Consider the following 24,436-nt stretch of genomic DNA (forward strand, 5'->3'; position numbering starts at 1 on the left):
TACTCCTCGACGTCCTGCGGAATCGGAGGTGGCGGTGACCACGCGGTTCGTGGTGCTCAACGACCAACCGGTGGAAGCCGGGGAGGACGACCTGCTCGACGCCGCGGCCACGGCCCGCGCGCTGGTCGACCTGATCTCCGACTCCCACGTCTCCACCCCGTTCACGGTCGCCATCGACGCCGGGTGGGGCATGGGCAAGAGCAGCCTGATGCGGTTGATGCGGGCGCGGTTGGAGGACCGGGGCACCCCGACGGCCTGGTTCAACGCCTGGACCTCCGGCGCCGACGCGCTGGAAGTGCTGATCAAGTCGGTGCTGCTGACCTTCGACCGCAACATCGTGCGGCGGGCGTACCACCGGCTGGCGAAGCGGCGCCGGGCCGTGCGGTTCGTCCGGCTGCTGCTCAAGGTCGTGCTCAGGTTCTTCGGGGTGCACCGGCTGGTCGATGAACTGTGGCGGCAGCTGTCGGTCGATGCCAAGTCGCGCAACGAAATCCGCGACGTCGTGCACGACATGGCCAAGGACTGGGCGGACGGCGGAACCTCGGACGGTCGTCAGCTCGTGGTGTTCATCGACGACCTCGACCGCTGCTCCGGCGACGTGGTGCTCGCGGTGTGCGAGGCGATCAAGCTGTACCTGGACGTGCCGGGGCTGGTGTTCGTCATCGGCTGCGACCAGGCGGTCCTGGCCCGCAACATGCAGGAATCCGGCGGCTCGGCCGGGCATGCGCTGGGGCACCTGGAGAAGATCGTGCAGGTCTACTACCGCACGCCCGCACCCGACCAGGAAAGCGTGCGGCGGCTGATCGACGGCTTCGCCGGCCGGTCCGGCACGAAGGAGCTGTTCGGCGACGGCGTGACCGCGCTGATCGCCCAGCGCACCAGGCGCAACCCGCGCCGGATCAAACGGCTGATCAACAGCTTCGTCCTCGAATACCACCTGAACCGGGACTGGCAGCGCTTCGGCGCGTCCGCGCTGGTCCGCGTCATCCTGCTGCAGCACTTCTACCCCGAGTTCTACCGGAACCTGACGAGCACCGATGATCGGGACATCGTTTCGGAATTCCTGGCCTACACCTCGGTTCGCGAGCACTGCAAGGCGGGCAACCACCCCGGTGACGACGAGTTCTTCACCAACCACCAGGTGGCACCGCCGCCCGCCGCCGCGGACCACGACGTGCTCCTGTCCTCATTGGACAGGGTCGAGCAGGAACTGCCCGTCTTCTTCCCCGACCTGGCGATGAATCCGGACTTCGTGTCGCTGATCCGCGAGCTGTCCGAGGAGGCGAGCTTCGAGGAGCTCCGGAGATACCTGCAGCACGGCGGTAGCCGCAGCTTCTCTCCGCGCGAGCTGCTCACCGACGAATTCATGAAGAACTTCGTGCAGCGCCTGCCGGAAACCGTCGATTCCATCTCCAATCTGTGGTCGTTGATGGATGATCTGCGTGATCGGCACGACCGGAGAGGATTGCGGAATCTGCTACGCCACGACATCGACCTGGTCGATGCACGGCCGGGCCACTCCCAGCTGGAAGAGGACGAGGCCTCCCCCGGTCTCCGGGTGCTGTGGGTCGATGACTCCTTCAAACCCGACCTGCTGGGCGACGCGAAGCTCGACCTGATCGCCGACGCAGACCGCCGAGGCATCCGGGTCCTCCGGACGAACGACCCGGAATCCTTGAAGGACAACTTCCGCCGGTTCGAGCCCGACCTGTTCATCTCGGACATCACCCGCGACGGCGACCCGAACGCGGGACTGGACGACCTCGCCGCGCTGCGATCCGACGGGATCTACGACGGCCCCGTCATCTTCTACACCAGCAGGGTCACCCCGTCCCGCGTCAAGCGCGCCGAGGAGCTCGGAGCGCTGGGCGTCACCGCCGATCCTCGCGAGCTCATGTCCTGGATCGAGCGTGTCGTGGCCGACCGCGACTCCGCTCAGGACTGAGCCGCTTCGGCCGGGACGTCGCCTCCGTCGGCGAGTTCCGGGAGCCAGCGGAGGGCTTCCGGCACCGGGTCCGTCCCGCGCACCGCGTGGTGGAGATATGTCTTCGCCACCAACAGCTTCCGGTATCCCCGACCGCTCCTGGCTTCGTGGTCCGCCTGCTCGAACAGCAGCGACGCCATCGTCGTGCACGCCGCCAGGGTCGTGAAGTCGCCGCACATCGCCTGGGCGTACTCGTCGGACTCCGACAGCAGGGACTTGCCCAGGGTTCGCAGGCCCTCCACCTCGGTGATGAGTTGCTCGGCCGCTGCTCTGACGTCCGCATCCTCGATGCGTTCCAGGCGCTGCTGGGCCGTGTCCGCCAGGAGTTCGTGGGCGTTGTCCTTGCGGATGCAGCGCAGGACGTCCAGCGCGATCACGTTGCTGGAGCCTTCCCAGATCGAGCCCAGGTGCGCGTCCCGCAGCAGGCGCGGGTTGACCCAGTCCTCGATGTAGCCGTTGCCGCCCCGGATCTCCATCGCCTCACCGGTCACCTCGCGCGCCAGCTTGCACAGGTGGTGCTTGCCCAGCGGCGTCAGCACCCGGATCAGCCGGCTCGCGTCGGCGTCCCCCGCGTCCGCCCGGTCCAGCGTCGCCGCCGCCTCCAGCACGAATCCGAGGCCCGCCTCGGTGTGCAGCATCATCGGCAGCAGCGTTCGCCGCATCAGCGGCTGGTCGAACAGCGGCTTGCCGAACGCCACCCGCTGTCGCGTGTGGACGATCGACTCGTGCAGAGCGCGCCGCATCAGCGCCACCGCGCGCATCGCGTTGGACAGCCGCGACACGTTGACCATCTCCGCCATCTGCACGAAGCCGCGCGAGAGGTCGCCGACCGGCAGCGCGTAGCAGTCCTCCAGCGTCACCTCGCCGCTGGCCATCGAGCGGGTGCCGAGCTTGTCCTTGAGCCGGTCGATCCGGTAGGTGTTCCGGCTGCCGTCCGGGCGCAGCCTCGGCACCATGAACAGCCCGAGTCCCTTGGTGCCCGCCGGCCCGCCGGGAACCCGGGCCAGCGTCAGGATCACGTCCGCGTTCACGTTGGAGGCGAACCACTTCTGGCCGCGCAGCGTCCAGTGCGACCCGTTCGGGGTGGCCTCCGTCGCGGTCTGGCCGACGTCGCTGCCACCCTGCTTCTCCGTCATGAACATCGCGCCGGTCAGCAGCGAGTCGAACCGGGGCGAGCTCAGCCCGTCGATCTCGCGCTCGAAGACCTCAGGGTCGCCGAACCTGCGCAGCACCCGGGCCGCCGAGTCGGTCATCGACACCGGGCAGAACAGCCCGAACTCGGACTGCACGAACACGTACGACAGGGCGTACTTGACCACGTGCGGGATCTTGGTCGGCCAGCCGTGCACGCCCGGGCGGTGCGACATCGCGGCGAAGCCGAACCGCTCGAACGCCAGCCGCGACATCTCGGCGTACGCCGGGTGGTAGACGACCTCGTCGACGCGGTCGCCCGCGGCGTCGTACTGGCGCAGCCGCGGCGGGTTGACCTCGGCGACCGCGGCCAGCCGGTCCAGCTCGCCGGCGGCCACCTCGCCGACGTCGCGCAGGAGCGGCTCGACGCGGTCCACCTGGTCGACGTAGCGGGCCAGCAGCGGGCGCAGGGCGGGATCGAGGTCGGCGAAGTTCATGCCCAGCACGTTTCCACCGGGTCGCGGGGCTGTCCAATACGGAATCGGCGCCGCGCTGAGACTCCCGGCGACTCAATGCGTTCCGCGATGCGGAAGCGCGCCGGGTGCGGCAGCGGGTCGGCTCGGCCTCTACCGTGGGAGCAGGAATCCCGGCGAGCAGGTGGGCGGCGCGACATGACCGAGGCGGAACGGAAACTGGTGCTGATCCGGCACGCGAAGTCGGCTTGGCCGGACGACGTCGACGACTTCGACCGGCCGCTGACCGAGCGGGGCCTCCGCGACGCGCCGGCCGTCGGCCGGTGGCTGCGCGAGCACGCCGCGGCGGTCGAGATCGTGCTCTGCTCCCCCGCCGTGCGCGCCCGGCGGACGTGGGACCTGGCGGCCCAGGAGATCCCGGCGGAGCCGGTGCTCAAGCACGACGACCGGATCTACGCGGCCTCGGCCCGCGAGCTGCTGGCCGTCATCCGCGAGATCCCGCCCGCGGTCATGACCGCGGTGGTGATCGGCCACAACCCGGGCCTGGAAGACCTGGCGGGGCTGCTCACCGGCGAACCGGCGGAGCTCAAGACCGCGGCGATCGCACTGCTGTCCAGCGCCGCGGAGTGGTCGGAGGTCGCGGAGTCCTGGGCGAGCGCCGCGACCTACGCCAAGCCCCGCGGCTGACCCGGCTCGGGAACGGTGCCGTGAGCGCTTTGGGGCGCTATGGCACCCCAAAGCACTCACGGCCGGAGTGATCAGCGGAAACGCCGAACCGCGAAACTCCAGGCGGCCGGCTTGCGGCGCGGCGTCAGGCGGGCTGGACGCCGGGGCGGGTGTCCTCGACGACGTAGCTGGCCCGGGTCGAGATCGGCGCGTCGGGTCGCGAGATGAACGGGACCACCCGGTAGTCGCTGCGCCACAGCTCCGGCGTCAGCGTGCAGCGGACGTAGCCGCGCTGGGCGTTGAAGAACTTCATGTGCGGGTTCGCCGCGAGCATCGTGCGGCCCTCGTCGGTGATGTCCGCGCCGTCGCCGCCGCTGCTGATCGACGTGCCGACGAACTCGCTGGCCACCGTGGGCGAGCCCGGGTCCTCGAAGTCGCGCTTGAGGTCCCAGGCGTAGTTCTGGTGCCGGTCGCCGGTGATCACCACCAGGTTGCGCACGCCGCGCTGGGCCGCACCCGCCAGCACCGCGTTGCGCTCCGCCACGTAGCCGTCCCACGGGTCCATGAACAGCTTCTTCGCCGGGCCGGCGTCGAGGTCGGTCTCGCCCATCGGCGCCTGGTTGCCGAGGATCTGCCACCGCGACCGGTTCCGGGAGAACCCGTCCAGCAGCCATTCCCGCTGCTGCTCCCCGAGGATCGTGCGGCGCGGGTCCAGCCGCTCGGTGCAGTCGTACTTCGAGCCGTCGCCGCAGGGCTGGTCGTCGCGGTACTGGCGGGTGTCGATCATGGTCAGGTCGGCCAGGTCGCCGAACTTCAGCCTGCGGTGCAGGCGCACGTCCGGGCCGCTGGGCATCGCGGTGCGGCGCAGCGGCAGGTTCTCGTACATCGCCTGGAAGGCCGCGGCCCGGCGCTGCAGGAACAGCGCGGGGTCGGTGTTGTCCTGGGAGATCTCGTCGGCCCAGTTGTTGTCCACCTCGTGGTCGTCCATCGTGACGATCCACGGGAACGCCGCGTGCGCGGCCTGCAGGTGCGGATCGGACTTGAACAGCGCGTACTGCAGCCGGTAGCGCTCCAGCCGCTCGGTCTCCGACTTGAACTCGTCGCCGAGCGCGACGCCGCGCTTGTTGGCCGTCTGGTCGTACTCGTAGATGTAGTCGCCGAGGTGCACGACGAAGTCGAGGTCTTCGGCGGCCATGTGCTGGTAGGCGGTGAAGAAACCCTCCTTCCAGTGCTGGCAGGAGGCGAAGGCGAACGACAGCGAGGCCAGCGCGGCGCTGTTCGCGGGCGCGGTCCTCGTCCGGCCGACCGGGCTGAGCTCGCCACCGGCGCGGAAGCGGTAGAAGTACTCGCGGCCCGGCTGCAGGCCGGCGACCTCGGCGTGCACCGAGTGGCCGAGCTCCGGTGTCGCGGTGGTCTCGCCGCGCCGCACGACGTCGCGGAACCGCTCGTCGGCGGCCACTTCGTAGAGCACCTTCACCGGTTTGTCCGGCATGCCGCCGGCGCCGTCGGCGGCCAGCGGCTGCGGCGCCAGCCTCGTCCAGAGCACCACGCCGTCGGGCATCGGATCGCCGGAGGCGACGCCCAGCGAGAACGGGTACCCGCCCCGCAGCCGGGTGTCGGCCGCCGCGCTGCTCCACGCTCCCGTGCCGAGCAGCACCGCGGCCGCGCTCGCGCCGCCGAGACCCAGCACCGTGCGGCGATTCAGCTTTCCTGACATGCGTAGCTCCATCTGTCGCGAACTGGACAACGCAGCGATCTTGCGCAGCGGGAACGTCCGGTAGGCCGCGAGGAGGCGTCGCGGAGGTGAACGCCGGGCGAGCTGCGGCCGGATATGACCGGCACTCACGCGCCGCAGCGAACCACTCACCCGAGACGACGTTTCAGATTCTGAGAAAAATTTCCCGCTATATGGTCAACTTTGTTAAAGTGCGAGAATGCGTTGGGATCCGCCTTTCTACGATTGGTTGTCCGATTTTTCGACGTGCGGGAACTCTCTGGTGGATCTGCTGAACCCGCGTGCGGACGAGCGGGTACTGGACGTCGCATGCCGCACCGGTGCGCTCACCGCCGCGATCGCCGGTCGAGGCGCGACCGCCAAGGGCGTCTGCGGCGATCCGGGGAAGATCGACGCGGCCAGGAGCTCGCACCCGGATGCCGAGTTCGAGGTTTCCAACGTCTTCGAGCTCGCGACCGACGACCCGTACGACGCCGTCTTCTCCTACTCCGCGTTCCATTGGTTGCCCCGACCCGAAGATGCGCTCGCGTCCGTGCGAAGCGTACTGCGGCCCGGCGGGCGGCTCGTGGTGGATATGGGTGCCGCCGGCAGCTGGGCCACCTTGATCGACGGGCTGGCAAAGGCGGCCGCCGAACACGGCCTCCCGGAAGAGGTTTCGCTGCCCTGGCACTTCCCGAGCCCCGCTCAGCAAGCCGCCTTGCTGGAGTCGGCGGGCTTCCGGGTCCGGTCGATGGAGGTCACCGACAGGTCCGCGCCCATGGTCGACTGCCCGGACGGTGCGGGCGACTGGTGGCGCACGGTCGGCGCGCCGGTGCTCGCCACGTTCCCGCCGGCACAGGTCGACGAGCTGCTCGCCGAAACAACCCAGATCACCCGGCCCGCCTTGAGAGGCTCCGACGGAGTGTGGCGAGCGGACGGAAAGCGGCTGCGGTTCGTCGCCGAAGCCGCCTGAACGCCCGACGCTGCCCCGGGTTTCCAGTGCGCCGAAACCCGGGGAGCCGCTGTCATGGCAGGCTGATCGCCACCACGGCGCGCCCGAGGGCGGCGGCCTCGTCGGCGAGCCGGCGCGCCCACGGGTGCTCGTCCGCGTCCATGCCGCCGAGGTCGACGCGGAAGCGCACGACGTTGGGGCCGTGCACGACATCGGCCGTTCCGCCGTGCTCGGCGATCAGCCGTTGCACTGCGTCCGCCGCGCCCGGGCGCACGCTGATCACCATCCGGTCCGAGCCCGGCGCGGCCGGCACCGCCACCGGCGCGGCGGCAGCCCGCGGGGCGTTCGCCGTCTTCGGCCCGGTTATGGCGTTGAACAGCAGTTTCGCCGTGCCGTTGGTGAACGCCCGGTAGTTCGGGTCGAAGCCGAACAGCACCACGCGCCCGCTGCCGACGTTCTCGTCCACCACCGCGCTCTTGCCGTGCAGCTGCTCGGCGCCCTCGGCGAAACCGGAGACGTACCAGTCCGGATCGCCGGCCGCCGGGAAGCTCGCCGCCGACGACTGCGCCGGCGCCGACCACACCGTGTCGTACTCGTACATCGCCCACGCCGTCGGGCCGACACCGGCCGCGAGCGGACTGGCCGGGTCCAGCTCCACCCGGATCAGCGCGCCGGGGATGTCCGAGGTCGGTTCGGCGAACGTCGCCGAGGTGAGCCCGAGGCGAGCCGCCAGCCGGGAGCTGTCCCGCAGCGTGATCAGCGTGCCGCCACCGCGCACCCACTCGGTGAGCGCCGCCCGCCCCTGCTCGCCCAGCGAATCGGCGGCTTCCGCCTCCGGCCCGTTCGGCACGACCAGCACGTCGTAGTCGGCCAGCGCACCGGAGGCGATCTGCTCGGCGGTCAGGTCGCCGAACCCGAGTCCCTGGTCGCCCAGCCACCAGCGCAGCCAGCCCGACGATTCGACCGCGGCGCTGTTCTCCGACACCTGCCAGACCGCCGTCCGCGGCGCGCCGGCGACCGGCGGCGCGACCGGTTCGGCCTGCTGCGGCAGGGGAATCGCCCGCGGCTTCACGTCAGCGCCCGAACGGCCGCCGCTGACGTTCTCCAGCAGCGGGCCGCTCCAGGCCGTGACGTCGTAGAAGTACGGAAACGGCACGTAGCTGTTCTCGTTGAGCATCGCCTGCACCCAGTGCTTCTGCCCCTGTGCGAGGGGAATCCACAACGTGCCCGCGGGCAGCGTCGTCTGCTGCGGGGCGCGGCCGTACTCGGTGTAGTCGGGCACCGTCAGCGGCGTGGCGAGGCGGTACACGTCGACGTCCATCCGCTGCAGCCGGCGCGCGAGGCGCTGCACCTCGGCGGACTTCGCCGGGTCGTCGGTGCGCAGGAAGTAGTGCTTGACCCTGATGTCGGGCACCGGGTTGGAGATCTCGCCGTCGTTCCAGTAGAGCCGGTTCGGTTCCAGCTCACCGGCGGCGCCCTGCCGGTATGCCTCCAGGTGTTCGGCGCGCCACTCGGCGAGCATGCCGTCGTTCCGCGCGCCGGCGGCCATCAGCGTCGCCCAGATCGCCGTGTACTGCTCCCCGACGCGCTCGGGCGCCGGGTCGCCGGAGTTCTTCTCGAACGTCATCCCGGCCGCGTTGAAGCCGGTCAGCGGCACGGTGTCGCCGTAGCCGAGGTACATGAGGTCGTAGGACCGGCCGTTGAAGTAGGGAATGCCGAACCGGCAGAAGGCCTGCTGCATCGCCGGGCCGTAGTCGTTGTAGACCCAGTTCAGCGGTGTCTCGCCGATGTCGTGGTAGACGGGGTCGGCGTTGGGCGGGAAGAAGTAGTCCTGGGTGCCCATCTCGTGCGCGTCGATGTACATCTGCGGTGGCAGCTCGCGCAGCTTCTCCAGCTTGCCGTCGGTCTCGGGCTGGGTGCGGGCGAACCAGTCCCGGTTCATGTCGAAACCGTTGGCATTGCGGCGGGTGCTCGCTTCGCGGCCGTCCGGGTTCTGCGTCGGCAGGACCACGACGATCGCATCGTCGAGGATCGTCTGCGCGGTGCAGTCGGTGCGGGCGGCCAGTTCGTACAGCACGCGCAGCGCTGCGTCGGTTCCACTCTTCTCGCCGCCGTGGACGTTCCCCGCGACCCAAAGGACGGCCGGGGTGTTCCGGATGATCTGCTTCGCCAGCGGTTCCGGCGTGCTCGGGTCGCGGAGCCGGTTCAGCTGCCGGCCGATGTTCTCCAGCGCTCCCGGGCGCACCCACTTCTCCTGTCCGACGACCGCGTAGCGCAGCGGGCGGCCCTCGACCGAGGTGGCCAGGACGCCATCCACGACCCTCGGGCTCGCGTCGGAGACCGCGCGCAGGTAGTCGTCGGATTCCGCCGTGCTGACATCGCGCTCGCCCAGGTCGATGCCGAGCACGTCGCGGGACTTCGGAATGGATTCGTCGACGGCGGGCGCGGTGAACGGGTCGCAGGCCCCCTCCGCCGCGGCGCGCACCGTCGGGACCGCGAGCAGCGGCAAGGCCGTGACCAACGCCGCCACCCCGGTCAGCCACTTCGATCGGAATCCGCCTCGCCTGGTGAACTTCTCCATCTGACCGCCCATCCGCTGCATGCCGAAGTACCGGGGAGTCGATCAGCGCGTCACCCGGGGAGCAACCGCCGGGCGGGCGCAAACGCCGACGAGCGGGACTTTCCCTCGGTCACCCCGAGGGAAAGTCCCGCTCGGCCATCACCGAGTCCAGGTCACCAACGCGTCCAGGGCTTCGACGCGGTCGCCGTCGACGAGGAGGGGGTTGACCTCCAGGGATTCCAGGCCGTCGCCGAGCGCTTGGGCGAGGCGTCCGATGCGCACCACGACGTCGGCCACGGCGTCCAGGTCGGCCGGAGTCGAGCCGCGGGCGCCTTGCAGCAGCGCGGCTCCGCGCAGTGCGCCGAGGGCCTGCCGGACCTGGGCGTGGTCGACCGGGAGCAGGCGCAGCGCCGAATCGCGCAGCACCTCGACCCACACCCCGCCGAGGCCGATGGCCATCGTCAGCCCCCACGACGGGTCGCGGACGACGCCGACCAGCAGCTCCACGCCGCCGCTGCGCTGCGGCTGCACGAGCGCGCCGATCCCGCTCGCACCGGATTCCCGCAGCGTCGCGCACACTTCCTCGTGCGCCCGGCGCACGTCCTCGGGGCCGGACAGACCGAGCCGGACGCCGCCGATGTCGCTCTTGTGCCCCAGACCGTCGGCGACCGCCTTGAGCACCACCGGGTAGCCGAACCGCTCGGCGGCCGCGACCGCGGCATCCGCATCCGCCGCCGGCTCCGAGGGAACCACCGGGATCCCGTTGGCGGACAACAGGGCCGCCGCCTGGTGCTCGGTCCAGATCCCGGAACCCCGCACGCCCAGCGGCTCCGGATCGTCCACATGGGACACCGCAGCCCCGGACCAGCGCGCCGCGGCGCCCAGCGCTGTCATGCCGTGCTCGATTCCGCCCGCCACGTAGGGGAAGCCCGACTTCTCCTGGATCATCCGGCCGAACTCGCTGACGTCGGCGCACACGTTGCCGATCACGGCCACCGGGCGCGGCGACTCGCGGATCCGGCGCGCGTTCTCCCGGAACGCCGCGATGCTCAGCTCCGGGTTCGGCGGCGGCACCCGCGGCAGGTCTGCGAGCAGCAGGACCGCGTCGATGCCCGGGTCCTCGGCCACCACCTCCAGCGCCCGGCCCAGCAGCGTCCGGTCGACCACCACGTACCCGGTCACGTCCAGCGGGTTCTGCACGGTGGCGAACTCCGGCACGATCTCCTTCAGCCGCGCCACGGTCTCCGGGGCGTACTCGGGGAGTTCGAGCCCTTCCTCCGCCGCGCGGTCGGCGATGATCTCCGACGCGCCGCCCGACGGCGTGACCACGCCGATGCGGCGCCCCGGCAACCGCCCGACCTCGGCCAGCAGCCCGGCCGTGATGAGCAGGTCCTCCAGCGAGCGCACGCGGATCACGCCGAGCTGCCGGAACGCCGCGTCGACCACCGCGTCGTCGCCGACCAGCGCGCCGGTGTGCGCCTGCGCGGTGTGCGAGGCGATCTCGCTGGACCCGATCTTCAGCGCCACGATGGGCTTGCCCGCCTGCGCGGCCCGGCGGGCGACCCGCGCGAACTCGGCCGGGTGGCGCACCTGCTCCAGGAACAGCGCGATGACCTTGGTCGCCGGGTCGTCGACGAGGTAGTCGATCACGTCGGTCACCGACAGCACCGTCTCGTTGCCCATCGCGGTGAGCAGGCTGATGCCGACGTTGCGGGCCTGCGCGAAGTTCAGCACCGCGCTGGCCAGCGCCCCGCTCTGCAGCACCACCCCGATCGGGCCGCTGACCAGCGGCGCCGGGATCGGCAGGCCGTACGGGGTGATGCCGGCGGCCGCGTTGATGTAGCCGTTCCCGTTGGGCCCCAACAGGATCAGGCCGTGCTCGCGGGCGAACTCGGCCACCTCGCGTTCCAACCGGCGGCCCTCGGCGCCGGTCTCGCCGAACCCGGCGGTGAGCACGACGTAGCTGCGGATGCCCAGTTCCGCGCCCTCGCGCAGCACGTCCAGCAGCGCGTGCGTCGGAACCATCACGTACGCCAGGTCGACCTTCTCCGGGATCGCCGACAGGCTCGGGTGGGCGCGCTCGCCGTGCACGACCTCGGTGCGCGGGTTGACCAGGTGCACCGGGCCGGGGAAACCGTTGTTGCGCAGGTTGTCGAAGGTCGCCAGCGACCAGCCGGACTTGTCGGTGGCGCCGACCAGGGCGATGGACCGCGGGTTGAACAGCGCCCGCACGGCTTCCGCGCTCATCGCGCCACCACCCGGAAGCACGGCAGCTCGGGCCCGTCCGCGCCGAGGCGGGTGATCACCAGCTCCACCCGGTCCCCGATGCGCACCCGCCCCTCATCCGCACCCGTCCGCAGTTTCAATTGAAACTGCGGGCCCACGATCCGGGTGAGCATCCGGGGGCCCTCGTCCAGGTCGATGAGTGCGACGGTGAACGGTGCCTGGTCGGCGAACTCGCCGAACGCCTTGTGCGCGACCGTCCAGGAGTGAACGGTGCCGCGGCCGCTCGCGGTGAACCAGTCGAGCCGGTCGCCGAAGCAGCCCGGGCACACCGAGCGCGGGTAGAAGACGGCGGCTTCGCAGTCCGCGCACCGCTGGATGCGGAGTTCGCCCGCGGCGATGCCGTCCCAGAACGGACGCGTCTCGGCGTCCGGGATGATCTGCACCATCGGTCAGCCCCTTCCCAGCACGATGGTCGACGTCGACGACAGCACCCCACCGGTGCCGTGGGCCAGCGCCAGCTCGGCGCCGTCCACCTGCCGCGGCGTGCCGGCGAAGTCGTGGCGCAGCTGCCGGGTCGCCTCGATCAGCAGGAAGATCCCGTACATCCCGGGATGCGTGCAGGACAGGCCGCCGCCGTTGGTGTTCATCGGCGCCTCGCCGCCGGGCGCGGTGCGGCCGCCCGCGACGAACGCGCCCGCCTCGCCGGGCTTGCAGAACCCGAGCGATTCCAGCGTCAGCAGCACGGTGATGGTGAACGAGTCGTAGATCTCCAGCACGTCGATGTCGTCGTGCCCGACCCCGGCCATCTCCAGCGCTGCCGGGCCGGACCGGGCGGCGCCGGTGACGGTCAGGTCCGGCATGTTGGCGATGGTGTTGTGCGTGGTCGCCTCGCCGTGCCCGAGCACGATCACCGGCCGCGTGGCCAGGTCCGGCCACCGGTCCTCGGCCGCGACGACCAGCGCGCCGCCGCCGTCGGTGACCAGGCAGCAGTCCAGCTTGCGCAGCGGCTCGCAGATCATCGGCGACGCCAGCACGTCGTCCACGGTGAGCGGATCCCGGTGGTACGCCGCGGGATTCAGCCGCGCCCACTCCCTCGTGGACACCGCGACCTCGGCGAGCTGCTCGCTGGTCACCCCGTGCTCGTGCATGTACCGGTTCGCCGCCAGCGCGTAGGCGCCGACCGGCGTGGGCAGCCCGTACGGCCGCTCGAACTGCTCGGTCAGCGTCGCCGGGCGCGGCTGGTTGCGCGACCGGTCGCTGCGCTGCGTGCTGCCGTAGGCGATCACCGCGACGTCGATGACGCCCGCCTCGATCGCCGCGGTGGCGTGGCCGAGGTGCGCCTCGAACGACGAGCCGCCGATGTTGGTGCCGTCCAGGTACCGCGGACGCATGCCGAGGTATTCGGCCAGGGCCAGCGCCGGCGCCCAGGACCAGCCGCCGGCGACGAACAGCGCGTCGACGTCGTCGCGCCGCAGGCCGGCCTCGGTCAGCGCGGCCTTCGTCGCCTGCGCCTGCTGGGACAGCACGGTCAGGTGCGGGGTCTTGCCCAACTCGGATTCGGCCACCCCGACGATGGCCGCGCGACGGCGTGTCACTCCGCGATCCCTCCCAGCTTGACGTGGCCCTTGAGCAGGTTGCGGGCGATGGTGCGGCGCTGGATCTCGTCGGTGCCCTCGTAGATCCGCAGCAGCCGCAGCTCCCGGTACCAGCGTTCGATCGGCAGCTCGCGGGTGTAGCCCATGCCGCCGTGGATCTGCAGTACCCGGTCGACGACCTGGTTGGCCATCCCCGCGCCGTGCAGCTTGGCGATCGACGACCAGTGCCGCGCGTCCATGCCCTGCTGCACGCGCCACGCGGCGTGCAGCGTGAGCCACTTGGTGGACTCGATCTCGACCTGGGAGTCCGCGATCTGCCACTGGATCGCCTGGTACTCGGCGATCGGGCGGCCCATCGATTCGCGGATCTTGGCGTGGTCGATGGCCATCTGCAGCATCCGCTCCGCCGCGCCGATCGCCCGCGCCGGGATCATGTAGCGGCCCTGGCCGATCCAGCGCAGCGCCAGCGGGAAGCCCCGGCCGACCTCGCCGAGCACGTTCCCGGCCGGCACCCGCACGTCCTCGAACACCAGCGACGCCGGGCCCCACTGGCCCATGGTCGGGATGGGTTCGGACTTCCAGCCCATGTCCCGGTCGGCCAGGAAGCACGTCACGCCGTTGTCGGCGCTCGCGTCGGGGTCGGTGACGGCGAAGACCATCACGAAGTCGGCCTCGTTGCCGCCGGTGATGAAGGTCTTCTCGCCGTTGATCACCCAGTCGCCGCCGTCGCGGACCGCGCGGGTGCGGATGTTGCGGGCGTCGGAGCCCGCGCCGGGTTCGGTGATGGCGAAGCAGGACTTCCGCTCGCCCTCGATGGTCGGCACGAGGTAGCGCTTGCGCTGCTCGTCGTCGCCGGCGTAGAGGATGTTGTCGGCGCTGCCGCCGAAGGTGAACGGCACGAACGTCCGGCCGGTTTCCATCGCCAGGATCGCGGACATCACCGCGCCGAGGTTCATCCCGCCGTACTCCTCGGGCGTGTTGACGCCCCAGAAACCGGCCTTCTTCGCCTTCTGCTGGAGCTCGCGCAGCACGTCCGGGTCCACCGACGGCTTGCCGGCGCGCTCGTTGCGCAGCACCTCTTCCTCCAGCGGCCGCACTTCCCTGGTGATGAAGCTGCGGACGGTGTCGCGGATCTGCCGTTCCTCTTCGCCGAGTGCGAAGTCGACCATCGCGAAGTCCTTTCGACTCGGGCCCCGTTGCCCGGCGGTGCGAAGACTTTCTAGAACCGCACTCTAGATACTCGGACGGCCCGCGCCTAGCGTCCGTCCGAGGTAGCCACGCCGACGGCGGACACGTTCTAGAATGTGATCCCACTACTCGGACACCGGTGGGGCGGACGTTTCCCCAGGCCGGGCCCGTGAGTACTTTGTGCTGCCATAGCGACAGGAAGTACGCACGGCCCCGGCCAGGGCCGATCAGCACGACGGGAAGGTGGTCATGGCACGGAAGACGAGCCGCTCCAACGCCTGGCAGTGGAGCCGAACCGCGGAGACCCGCCGCGTCCTGCTGCAGGCCGCGCGCGAGGTGTTCACGGAGAAGGGGTTCGCCGAGGCCAGCGTCGCGGAGGTCGTCGAACGCGCCGGATCCAGCGTCGGCAGCCTCTACCACCACTTCGGCGGCAAGACCGAGCTGTTCCTGGCGCTGTGGGAGGACCACCAGGCCACCCACGAGCAGAACGCGATCAGCGCCGTCGCCAAGGCCCGCGCCGACGGCGAGGAGGACCCGCTGACGCTGTTCAACGTCGGCGCGCGGGCGTTCCTGGAAGGTTCGTGGGCGCGCCGCGACCTGGTGCGGCTGTTCATGGATGGCGACGGGCCGCCCGGGTTCGAGCTGATCCGCCGGACCCGCGGCCGCGAGTGGGTGCGGCAGAACGCGGTGCTGCTCGGCGCCGGCACCGACCCGGTGGACCGGGTGACCGTCGCCGTGCTGACCACGATCATCGGCGAGGCGGGCCGCGAGATCGCGACGTGCTCCAGCAAGCGGGAGGCGAACAAGGTCCTGGAGGCGACGCTGCGGCTGATCCGCCGCCTGGACCCGCTCCGCGACGAAGACGAGGAGGATTGATGGCCGAGACCAACGGCGCGGAACCGTTCTTCACCATCGACGGGGACGGGCTGGTGCCCGGCCCGCACGCGGGCAGCCCGTGGGCGCCGGACATGATGCACGGCCGGCTGTTCGGCGGGCTGCTCGCCCGCGCGCTGGAGCAGGAGCACGCCGAACCGGACTTCCACTTCACCCGGCTGACCGTCGACCTGTTCCGCAACACCAAGCTGGTGCCGGTGCGGGTGGAGACCCAGCGGGTCCGCGACGGCCGTCGCATCCGCATCGCGGACGCGACGGTGTACGCCGGGGACACCCCGGTGGCGCGGGCGAGCGCGGTGCTGCTGCGCCGTGGCGAGCAGCCGACCGAGACAGTGGCGCAGACACCGGTCTGGGACGTCCCGAGCCCGGCGGAGATCGGGACGCCGCGCACCCAGTCGTCGGGGTGGCCGCCGCCGTTCGACATCTGGATGCTCGACGCCGACGGCGAGCCCACCGACTCCTGGATCGCCGACAGCCGGCGCCGCGCCTGGCTGCGGGACAACAACGAGCTGGTGGCGGGCGAATCCCCGTCGCCGTTCGTGCGGGTCGCGCTGGCGGGCGACTTCGCCAGCCCGCTGGCGAACTTCGGCACCCACGGCAAGCTGGAGTTCATCAACGCGGACTACACGCTGACGCTCAGCCGCCTCCCGCTGAGCGAGGCGATCGGCATCGAGGCCACGGGCCACCTCAGCGAGGACGGAATCGCGGCGGCGAACTGCACGTTCCACGACACCAGCGGTCCGATCGGCTACTGCACGGTGACGGCAGTGGCCAACCCGGCATCGAAGTAGCCGACGCGGCCGTGAGTCCTTTGGGCGGCAATAGCAACCAGGAAGACTCACGGCCCCGCGCTTCCGCCCGACACGATCGTGGCGAACTAGGCTTCGCAGCAAGAAAAACTGTCAGACCGCCCCGAAACGATCTCCGCGCACTGCCACGCAGCAGCGAAGAATGGGACGCCGACTGGGCTCGTGACCAGCTTTCGGCGAACCGGATCTTTCACTCACGACCCTCGTCCCGGCTGCCAGCCGACGTGGTCTCGGTACTCGCCCCAGATCCGGGCTTCCGGGAGCTTTTCCAGGAAGTCGGCCGGGCCGTCGAAGTCCGGCATGTGGAGGTAGGCCGCTCCTATTCCCGGGGGATCGTGGGCGTCCGAGCCCGCTGCCGCGGGGATGTCGTTCCGGGCCGCGAAGTTCGCCGCCGCCGCGTTGCGCTCCGGGTCGCTGATCTTGGCGTTGCAGACCTCCACCACGTCGAGCGCGCCGTGTTCGTGGAGTTCTCGCAGGCCCTCGGCGCCGAGGCTGGTTCGGTTCGGGTCGAGGGGGTGGGGCGCGTAGATCACGCCCCGCTGGGCCCGGATTCGGCGCACCACCTCGGGCAGCGGTAGGACGTACGGGATGCGCTCGGTCAGGAACAGGCCGATCACCTCGCCCGCTCGGGTCCGGATCTCCTCCCCGACCACGACCCGTGCGCCGATGTCGCGCTCCACGGCTTCCCACGCGCCGTCGAGGCTGTGGTGGTCAGTCACGCACAGCACGTCGATCCGCTCTTCCGCCACCCGCTTCGCGATCTGCTCCACTGTGGACACCGCGTCCCCGGAGTGCACCGTGTGGACGTGGCAGTCGACCCGGACCCAGCCCGGCGGGACGGGCCCGGGGTCGGTCAGCCGCCAGGTCACTCCGCTTCCGGGACCTTGCCGTTGGTCAGCGCGTTCTCCCGCGCCTCCGCCACCAGGCCCGGGATCACGTCGTCGAGTTCCGCCGGGTCCCAGCGCTCGCCCTTGTCGACGCCCGGCCCGGCGATCCAGCCCTCCGCGACGCTGATCGAGCCGCCGCGCACGTTGAACACCCGGCCGGTGATGCCCTTGGCCTTCTCGCCCGCCAGCCACACCACCAGCGGCGCGATGTTCTCCGCGTTCGAGACGTCGAACCGGCCTTCCGGCGCCCGGACCTGGCGCCCCAGGCCGTCGGTCATGCGGGTCAGCGCGGCCGGAGCGACGGCGTTGACCGCGATGCCGTAGCGCTCCATCTCGCGGGCCGCGATGACGGTCAGCCCGGCGATGCCCGCCTTCGCCGCGCCGTAGTTGCCCTGGCCCGGGTTGCCGTAGATGCCGGAGGACGAGGTCGTGTTGATCACCCGGGCGTCGACCTCCTCGCCCGCCTTGGCCTTCGCGCGCCAGTACGCCGCGGCGTGCCGCAGCGGGGCGAACGTGCCCTTCAGGTGCACGCGGATCACCGCGTCCCACTCCTGCTCGGTCATGTTGAACAGCATCCGGTCGCGGAGGATGCCCGCGTTGTTGACCAGCACGTGCAGGTCGCCGTAGTGCTCGACGGCCGACTCGACGAGCCGCTTGGCGCCCTCGAAGTCGGCGACGTCGTCACCGTTGGCGATGGCTTCGCCACCGGCCGCGCGGATCTCGTCGACGACCTCACCCGCCGGCCCGGTGGAGGAGCCGGTGCCGTCGACCTCCGCACCGATGTCGTTCACCACGACCTTCGCGCCCTGCCTGGCGAACTCCAGGGCGTGGCCGCGGCCGATGCCGCGCGCCGCGCCGGTCACGATGACGATCCGCCCGTCGACGATGCCGCCCATGCGGTCCTCCCGGAAGCCGGTTTTAGAGCCACCTTCTAGAAACACTGACGAGTGATTCCTGCCACTGTCAATGCTTTTTGCACAGATGGACGCTTCCTCGGCGGACCCGGATGAGAATACCGTTCTAGTATTGTCCGTTCGAGGAGGAGGCCGGGCCGTGGACGATCAGCTGCGCTACGCGTGGCGCGTGTTGTCCGTGGTCAGCATCGCCAGCGTGCTGACCGGCCTGGGCACCAGCTCGCTCAACGTGGCACTGCCCGAGGTTTCCCGGCACTTCCAGGCCAGTTCGACCGCGGCGAGCTGGATGCTGCTGTCGTTCATGCTCGCCACGACCACGCTGATGGTCTTCTTCGGCCGGCTGGCCGACCTGTTCGGCCGCCGCACGATGTACCTGACCGGCCTGGCCGTCTACACCGCCGCGAGCCTCGCACTGGGCTTCGCGCCGACCGCCTGGACCGTGGTCGGCCTGCGCGTGGTGCAGGCCGCCGGCGGCACGATGCTGCTCGCCAACAGCGCCGCGCTGCTGACCACCGCCTTCCCGCGCCAGCACCTCGGCCGCGGCATGGGCATCTACATCGCTTCGTTCTCCGTGGCGCAGCTGCTCGGCCCGACGCTGGGCGGCTTCCTCAGCCACCGGTTCGGCTGGGAGTGGGTGTTCTGGAGCAACGTCCCGATGGGCCTGGTGTGCCTGCTCTGGGGCGCGGTGGTGCTGCGACCCGACAAGGGCCGGACCGGCGAACGCGGCGTCGACGCGCCTGGCAACATCCTGATCCTGCTCTGCCTGGGCAGCTTCCTGCTCGGGCTCTCGCAGATCGGCGAGCGCGGCCTCGTCGACCCGCTGGTGATCGGCTCGTTCGTGCTGGCCGTCGTGCTCGCGCCGGTGTTCCTGGCCGTCGAGCGGCGCCGCCGCAATCCCGCCGTGGACATCGGCCTGTTCCGCGATCCCGGCTACTCGTTCGGGCTCGCCGCGGGCCTGCTCAACACCATCGCGCGGATGGCCGTGCTGCTGCTGATCGCGCTGTTCTACCAGGCGGTGCAGGGCGATGACCCGGTGGCGGCCGGGCTGAAGGTCCTGCTGCTGCCGTTGACCACCATGATCGCCTCGACGGGCTCGGGACTGTTGCAGGGGCGGATGTCGACGCGCTCGATCGCGATCATCGGCGGCGTGCTGACCGCCGTCGGCCTGGTGGTGCTGGCGGTCTCGGTCTCCCCGACCGTCCCCTATGGACCGATCGCCGCCGGGCTCGTGCTGATCGGCACCGGGTCGGGGCTGTTCATGCCCGCCAACGCCACCGCGGTGATGAACGGCCTGCCCCGCAACCGGGTCGGCATCGGCAACGCGATGCGGCTGACCGCGCAGAACATCGGGGTGATGGTCAGCACCGCGCTGGCGCTGGCGCTGATCACCGGCCCGCTGCCGGTGGAGCTGCGGGCCGACGTGTTCGCCGGGACGATCTCCGGGGTGTCCGGGCAGGCCGTCGACCAGCTCGTGCTCGGCTACCGGATGGCACTGCTGACCATGACCGCGATCGCGGCGCTCGGAGTCGTCGCGGCGGCGGTCCGCAGCCGTGTCCCCGAGCGGCGGGCGCCGGCTCCGGAACCCGCGCGCACCGACGAGCCCGCACAGCGGTCGGGGTGACCGGATCGTTCCGGCATGCGGCGCGATCGTGCCTCCCGCCCGGGCGCGCGGACGACCAGACTCCACAAGCGTGAACAAAGCACTTCTCGTCGTCGACGTCCAAGAGTCCTTCCGCCAGCGCCCGTTGTGGCGGGCCATCTCCAATCCCGGCATCGTCGAGCAGGTCAACCGGCTGGTGGCGCTGGCCCGCGCCGAAGGCGACCTGGTCGTCTGGGTCCTGCACAGCGAGCCGGGCACCGGCAACGTGTTCGACCCGGTCAACGGCCACGTCCGGTTGCAGGACGGGCTCGCCCCGGCGGACGGCGAACCGCAGTTGACCAAGACCTCGCACAACGCGTTCACCACCACGAACCTGCACCAGACCCTCACGCAGCGCGGAATCCGGGAGCTGTCGGTGTCCGGTATCCGCACGGAGCAGTGCTGCGAGACGACTACTCGGGTCGCCTCGGACCTCGGCTACGACGTCACGTTCGTCACCGACGCGACGGCGACGAACCCGATCGCGCACCGGGACGCCCCGGCGGACCAGACGATCGAGGAGCTCCTGGCGGACCCGCGGACCCTGCACTCCGAGGACATCATCGCCCGCACCGAGTACGCCCTGTCGGGCCGCTTCGCGACCATCCGCACCGTCGCGGAACTCACCGGGAGCTGAGGTGAACGGCCTGTTCGCCACGCAAGACGAGGCGAACAGGCCGTTCACTCCACCCCACCCGCGAGCGAGCCCGTGAAGTGAACGGACCGTTCGCCTCGATAGGCGGCGCGAGGAGGCCGTTCGCTCGTCCCCGGGGACCTGGGCGTAAGGTGACCAGATCGTGAGCCAGGTCGTGTTCTTGCTGCTGCCGGGACTGCACCTGCTGGACCTGGCCGGTCCCGCGCAGGTGTTCTCCACCGCCGCGGGCCTCGGGCACCGCTACCAGCTGTCGTACGTCGCGCAGGACGGCGAGGTGGTGAGCGCGCAGGGCTTGCCGCTGCACGCCGACACCAGCTGGCCCGCGCTGACCGAGGACGACCTCGTCCTCGTACCCGGTTCGCACGTGGCCGATCCGCCGCGTTGGCCGAAGCTGCACGCCGCGTCCGCCGAGCGGCTGCGCGCGCATCACGCCGCCGGTGGAACGGTGGCCAGCGTGTGCTCGGGCGCGGACGCCTTGGGGCAGGCCGGGCTGCTGCGGGGGCGTCGCTGCACGACGCACCACGACCTGCAGGACGAGCTCGCCCGCCGGTATCCGGCCGCGAGCGTGGTGCGCGACGTGTTGTTCGTCGAGGACGACCGGATCATCACCTCCGCCGGGATCGCCAGCGGCATCGACCTGGCGCTGCACCTGGTCGCGACCAGGCACGGCCCCGGCGCGGCGGCGCGGGTCGCGCGCGGCATGGTCGTCTACGCCCGCCGCAACGGCGACGACCAGCAGGCCAGCGCGATGCTGCGGCACCGCTCGCACCTCAACGACGCGGTGCACCGCGTCCAGGACCCCATCGACGCCCGCTTCACCGAGCCGCTCCCGCTCGGCGCGCTCGCCGCCGCCGCGGGCTGCAGCGAGCGCACCCTCACCCGCTCCTTCGCGCGCGCAACGGGGCTGACGCCCCTGCGCTACCAGCAGGTGCTCCGCGCGGAGCGCGCCGAGCACCTGCTCAGCCAGGGTGCGACGGTGGAGGCCGCGGCGCACGCGGTCGGCTTCGCCGACGCGCGCATGCTCCGCCGCTTGCGTTCCCGCACCTAGCGGCCACATATCCACAATGGACAATTGCGGCAGCACGATGATCGCGGCCGGATCAGATCCGGAGCTCCTTGAGCCGCTCGGTCGAGCGCCGGACCGCCCGGCCCAACGTCCTCCACCGCATCGGAGCTGTTCAGTCGCTCTGCGGACCTGACGCCGCTGGCTGAACGGAAGCGGATGCGGAGCGAACGGACCGTTCACCTCAACACACGGAACGGACGGGCCGTTCACCTCACCCGGCGGGCGCCGCCTCCGGCGGCATCGATGCGGGGATCCGGCCGATCGCCGCGATGGACTCCACCACGAAGTAGATGCCGCGGAAGAACAGCAGGACGTCGCCGTGCACCAGCCGCATCCGGCGGTACATCAGCAGCCGTCCGGCGTCTTCGCCGGTGGTGATGTCCCGCCAAGCGGCGGCGTCGGCGGTCAGCACGTAGTCCGCGTCCGGCTCGTCGCGGATCGACGCCTCGACGCAGTCGCCGTCGGCCCACCGCAACCGCAGGTACTGGCCCGTTTCCGCGAGGCCGAGCGCCCAGGACGACGAGTACGACCCGCGCGCCCGGTCGATCCACTCCCAGTAGCTCTCGAGCTTCGCCGCCCGGATCGCCTCGTCCGGCCCGCGGTCGACCACCTCGCGCGCCGCCTCCGCCCACTGTGGACTGAACAGCCGCATGCTCATCCTCCCGCCAGTTCGGGCTCGATATTGTCGATCATCCGCTCGATGTCCGGCGCCAGGCCGATGCCGACGTCGGAGAGCTTCATGTTCAGCTGGCGGATCATCAGCCGCCGCACGTCCTCCGGCGACCAGCCCAGCGACTCCAGCGCCACCCGGCGGCTCGTCGCGCCGTTGATCGCCAGGATGGTGCGCAGCGTTTCGTGGATCTCCAGCAGCAGGCGGGGATCCTCGCGCACCGAGTCGCGCAGGAACCGCATCCCGGCCTGCACGTGGCGGGCCTCGTCGCGGCAGGTGGCGGTGAACCCCGCGTAGTAGCCGGGCAGGAAACCCCTGTTGCGGCAGTAGGTCAGGGTGATCTTCATGACCGACAGCGCCAGCACGCCCTCGATCCACAGGAAGTAGTTGGTGCCGTAGCGCACCCGCAGCGCCGGGTTCTCCGGGTCCGCGCGCAGCTCGTCGGCCTGGTAGGCGAGCAGCCCGAACGGCCCGACGAACGTTTCGGCCACGTGGTGGAAGGAAGCGTCCAGCACGTCCTGGATCGACTCGCCGGGCAGCCCGACCACCTCGCGGTAGAAGCGGTCGAAGAACACCGTGTGGCGGGCCTCGTCCTCGATCTGGCTGGACATGTAGATCTTCGATTCCTCGCTGCCGCCCAGCATGAACACCGGCAGCTCCACCTCGACCTGCCGCTCGCCGTGGTGGAATCCCGACGAGATCGCGACGAACGCCTCCCGCTCGACCTCGGTCATCCGCTCGGCCCAGTCCGCCGCGTCGCGGGTGAAGTCGAGCTCGTAGACGTCCCAGCGCTGCCGCAGGTAGCGGCGGTAGAGGTCCAGGTAGCCGGGTAGTCGTTTCAGGTCGCGGTGCAGGTAGGCCAGCACGTCGTCGATGTCGACGCGGCCGAGGCCGGCCAGATCGACGCGGTCCACCGCGTCCTGGGAAAGGTCGGTCATCTGCTCACCTCTCGGCTTTCTCGACGCCGGGCGCGACGTCCTCGCGGACCCGCGGACGCCGCCACGGCCCACGGAACAGCAACATCACCGGCAGGAACAGCACCATGCAGACCAATGCGATCGACAGCCACGCCGACCAGCTGGTGGCGGCCACGACGCGCGGCATCAAGAACAGCACCAGCACCGCCATCACCCTGGTCAGGAACGAGAACACGCCCCACGCGCTGCCCTGCAGCCGCGGATCGATGTCCTCGGTGTTCTCCGAGTAGTTCGCCATCCACGGCGCGTACGCGGCGCCCATGCCCGCGCCCAGCAGCGCCCCGGTGACCAGCAGCTGCACGATCGAGATCGTCTCGCCGCCCATCAGCACCACCAGGTAGCCGGTCATCACCACCGCGACGACGGTGCCCGCGGCGGTGATCGGCTTGCGCAGCTGCAGCCGGTCGGAGAGCCGGCCGACGGCGATCAGCGTGCCGAGGTTGAGCACCCAGAACCCGCTCATCACGGCCGATGCCGAGGCCGCGCTGAGCCCGAAGCTCTGCGCCAGCATCGTCTGCCCGAACAGCGACAACGTCAGGTAGAGCACCAGCCACACCGAGATGCCGACGACGTGCGCCCACATCGTGGTGTGGCCGAACAGGTCCCGCATCCGCACCGGCCGGTCGGTGTCGGCCGCGGCCAGCGCGCGCTTCTCGGTCTGCTGGATCTGCGCCCGCAGCCGCGGCGACAGGTCGGCGATGTTGAACGCGATCACCAGCGAGATGACCAGCGAGACCACACCCATGATGACGAACTGCGAGCGCCACGAGTTGTCGAACAGCGGCAGCGTGAATCCGGCGATCACGGCGGCCAGGAAGTTCGCGCCCACCGGCCCCCAGGTCCAGAAGCCGAAGGCCTGCGCCCGGCCCATCCGCGGCGAGAAGTCCCGCACCAGCGGCGCGGTCGCGGCCATCACCACGCCGTCGAGCATGGACAGGAACGCGCGGGCGACGAGCAGTTCGCCGGGCGTGCTGACGAGCGTCATCGCGAAGCACATCAGCGCGGTCAGCAGCATCAGCGGGACCAGCACCCGCACCCGGCCGAACTGGTCGGTCAGCCGCCCGCCGACCATCGCCGCGATCGCCCCGGCGATCAGCGCCAGGGCCGACACCGAGCCGTAGGTGATCAGGCTCATGTGCAGGTCTTCCAGCAACAACGGCACCACGGGGGCGATCTGCCCCTCGTAGGAACCGATGAGGCTGGCCAGCACCGCCATGGACAGGATGCGCATCCGGCGGGATCCGGTCGGATACTCCGAGAGTTCACGAACGTACGAGAGCCCCATTGCTCCGCCCTTCCGCGACCGGCTGTCGGCCTACCCCCACATCCGGCTCGGCCCGAGCCGCAACCCTAGAATTTCGCTCTAAAATTCGTCGACCGACCAACAGGGTCGGAGCGATCTTCCCCCAGTGTCAAGGGTTTCGGGCACATTCCCC

Annotated in this window: 20 protein-coding genes; 8 read left to right on the plus strand and 12 right to left on the minus strand. The window is 70.7% G+C overall.

What is annotated here, in order from left to right; translation table 11 throughout:
* Positions 1 to 34: 34 nt before the first annotated feature.
* Positions 35 to 1,945, plus strand: coding sequence for a P-loop NTPase fold protein (locus tag ACWEV3_RS26150; protein ID WP_452616422.1), 1,911 nt, complete (start codon positions 35 to 37; stop codon positions 1,943 to 1,945).
* Here the strand turns inward: ACWEV3_RS26150 and ACWEV3_RS26155 are convergent.
* Positions 1,936 to 3,612, minus strand: coding sequence for an acyl-CoA dehydrogenase family protein (locus ACWEV3_RS26155; RefSeq protein ID WP_452616423.1), 1,677 nt, complete (start codon positions 3,610 to 3,612; stop codon positions 1,936 to 1,938). The two genes, ACWEV3_RS26150 and ACWEV3_RS26155, sit on opposite strands and share 10 nt — an antisense overlap.
* A gap of 174 nt (positions 3,613 to 3,786) precedes the next feature.
* Here ACWEV3_RS26155 and ACWEV3_RS26160 point away from each other — a divergent pair, with 174 nt between their 5' ends.
* Entirely contained in the window at positions 3,787 to 4,275 is a 489-nt protein-coding gene (locus ACWEV3_RS26160; protein WP_452616424.1) for a SixA phosphatase family protein, read from the plus strand.
* A 124-nt stretch (positions 4,276 to 4,399) separates the two neighbouring features.
* Here the strand turns inward: ACWEV3_RS26160 and ACWEV3_RS26165 are convergent, their stop codons facing one another.
* A complete protein-coding gene (locus ACWEV3_RS26165; protein WP_452616425.1) occupies positions 4,400 to 5,971 on the minus strand; it encodes an alkaline phosphatase D family protein in 1,572 nt (523 codons plus the stop codon).
* Positions 5,972 to 6,251: 280 nt separating this feature from the next.
* Between ACWEV3_RS26165 and ACWEV3_RS26170 the strand changes: the two genes are divergently transcribed.
* Positions 6,252 to 6,941, plus strand: coding sequence for a class I SAM-dependent methyltransferase (locus ACWEV3_RS26170; protein WP_452616426.1), 690 nt, complete (start codon positions 6,252 to 6,254; stop codon positions 6,939 to 6,941).
* Between the two features lie 52 nt (positions 6,942 to 6,993).
* Here ACWEV3_RS26170 and ACWEV3_RS26175 read toward each other — a convergent pair whose 3' ends face one another.
* The 5 genes from ACWEV3_RS26175 to ACWEV3_RS26195 form a co-directional block, all read right to left on the minus strand.
* Positions 6,994 to 9,513 carry a M14 family zinc carboxypeptidase gene (locus tag ACWEV3_RS26175; RefSeq protein ID WP_452616427.1) on the minus strand — a complete coding sequence of 840 codons (2,520 nt, stop codon included), beginning with the start codon at positions 9,511 to 9,513 and terminating at the stop codon, positions 6,994 to 6,996.
* A gap of 126 nt (positions 9,514 to 9,639) precedes the next feature.
* On the minus strand, positions 9,640 to 11,727 hold the full coding sequence (locus ACWEV3_RS26180) for an acetate--CoA ligase family protein (protein WP_452616428.1): 2,088 nt from the start codon (positions 11,725 to 11,727) through the stop codon (positions 9,640 to 9,642).
* Positions 11,724 to 12,152: a Zn-ribbon domain-containing OB-fold protein gene (locus ACWEV3_RS26185; protein ID WP_452616429.1), complete on the minus strand. Its 429-nt coding sequence runs from the start codon at positions 12,150 to 12,152 to the stop codon at positions 11,724 to 11,726. The genes ACWEV3_RS26180 and ACWEV3_RS26185 overlap by 4 nt, the downstream gene beginning before the upstream one ends.
* Positions 12,153 to 12,155: 3 nt before the next feature.
* Positions 12,156 to 13,301, minus strand: a complete 1,146-nt coding sequence (locus ACWEV3_RS26190; protein ID WP_452616430.1) for an acetyl-CoA acetyltransferase — start codon at positions 13,299 to 13,301, stop codon at positions 12,156 to 12,158.
* Entirely contained in the window at positions 13,298 to 14,470 is a 1,173-nt protein-coding gene (locus tag ACWEV3_RS26195) for an acyl-CoA dehydrogenase family protein (RefSeq protein WP_358573297.1), read from the minus strand. The genes ACWEV3_RS26190 and ACWEV3_RS26195 overlap by 4 nt, the downstream gene beginning before the upstream one ends.
* A 268-nt stretch (positions 14,471 to 14,738) precedes the next feature.
* Here ACWEV3_RS26195 and ACWEV3_RS26200 point away from each other — a divergent pair, with 268 nt between their 5' ends.
* Together ACWEV3_RS26200 and ACWEV3_RS26205 are read left to right on the plus strand one after the other, a co-directional pair.
* Positions 14,739 to 15,365, plus strand: a complete 627-nt coding sequence (locus tag ACWEV3_RS26200) for a TetR/AcrR family transcriptional regulator (protein WP_358573299.1) — start codon at positions 14,739 to 14,741, stop codon at positions 15,363 to 15,365.
* Positions 15,365 to 16,174, plus strand: coding sequence for an acyl-CoA thioesterase domain-containing protein (locus ACWEV3_RS26205; protein WP_452616431.1), 810 nt, complete (start codon positions 15,365 to 15,367; stop codon positions 16,172 to 16,174). The genes ACWEV3_RS26200 and ACWEV3_RS26205 overlap by 1 nt, the downstream gene beginning before the upstream one ends.
* Before the next feature lie 212 nt (positions 16,175 to 16,386).
* On the opposite strand, the gene ACWEV3_RS26210 is transcribed toward ACWEV3_RS26205, so the two are convergent.
* Entirely contained in the window at positions 16,387 to 17,061 is a 675-nt protein-coding gene (locus tag ACWEV3_RS26210; protein ID WP_452616432.1) for a PHP-associated domain-containing protein, read from the minus strand.
* Positions 17,058 to 17,975, minus strand: coding sequence for an SDR family oxidoreductase (locus ACWEV3_RS26215; RefSeq protein WP_452616433.1), 918 nt, complete (start codon positions 17,973 to 17,975; stop codon positions 17,058 to 17,060). The genes ACWEV3_RS26210 and ACWEV3_RS26215 overlap by 4 nt, the downstream gene beginning before the upstream one ends.
* A 157-nt stretch (positions 17,976 to 18,132) precedes the next feature.
* On the opposite strand from ACWEV3_RS26215, the gene ACWEV3_RS26220 reads away from it, so the two are divergent.
* From ACWEV3_RS26220 to ACWEV3_RS26230, 3 genes are all read left to right on the plus strand, one after another.
* Positions 18,133 to 19,614, plus strand: a complete 1,482-nt coding sequence (locus tag ACWEV3_RS26220; RefSeq protein WP_452616434.1) for a DHA2 family efflux MFS transporter permease subunit — start codon at positions 18,133 to 18,135, stop codon at positions 19,612 to 19,614.
* Between the two features lie 70 nt (positions 19,615 to 19,684).
* Complete coding sequence (locus ACWEV3_RS26225; protein ID WP_358573311.1) at positions 19,685 to 20,269, plus strand: cysteine hydrolase family protein; 585 nt, start codon at positions 19,685 to 19,687, stop codon at positions 20,267 to 20,269.
* Between the two features lie 160 nt (positions 20,270 to 20,429).
* On the plus strand, positions 20,430 to 21,335 hold the full coding sequence (locus ACWEV3_RS26230; RefSeq protein WP_452616435.1) for a GlxA family transcriptional regulator: 906 nt from the start codon (positions 20,430 to 20,432) through the stop codon (positions 21,333 to 21,335).
* 229 nt (positions 21,336 to 21,564) lie between these two features.
* Here ACWEV3_RS26230 and ACWEV3_RS26235 read toward each other — a convergent pair whose 3' ends face one another.
* The 3 genes from ACWEV3_RS26235 to ACWEV3_RS26245 are packed head-to-tail and all read right to left on the minus strand — an operon-like array spanning position 21,565 to position 24,231.
* The gene (locus ACWEV3_RS26235; protein ID WP_452616436.1) at positions 21,565 to 22,005 is read right to left on the minus strand and encodes a hypothetical protein; all 441 of its coding nucleotides are present in this window, start codon (positions 22,003 to 22,005) and stop codon (positions 21,565 to 21,567) included.
* A 2-nt stretch (positions 22,006 to 22,007) separates the two neighbouring features.
* Positions 22,008 to 22,961 carry a ribonucleotide-diphosphate reductase subunit beta gene (locus ACWEV3_RS26240; RefSeq protein ID WP_452616437.1) on the minus strand — a complete coding sequence of 318 codons (954 nt, stop codon included), beginning with the start codon at positions 22,959 to 22,961 and terminating at the stop codon, positions 22,008 to 22,010.
* Between the two features lie 4 nt (positions 22,962 to 22,965).
* A complete protein-coding gene (locus ACWEV3_RS26245; protein WP_452616438.1) occupies positions 22,966 to 24,231 on the minus strand; it encodes an MFS transporter in 1,266 nt (421 codons plus the stop codon).
* Positions 24,232 to 24,436 lie beyond the last annotated feature (205 nt).

The sequence above is a fragment of the Saccharopolyspora sp. NPDC003752 genome, assembly GCF_053605825.1.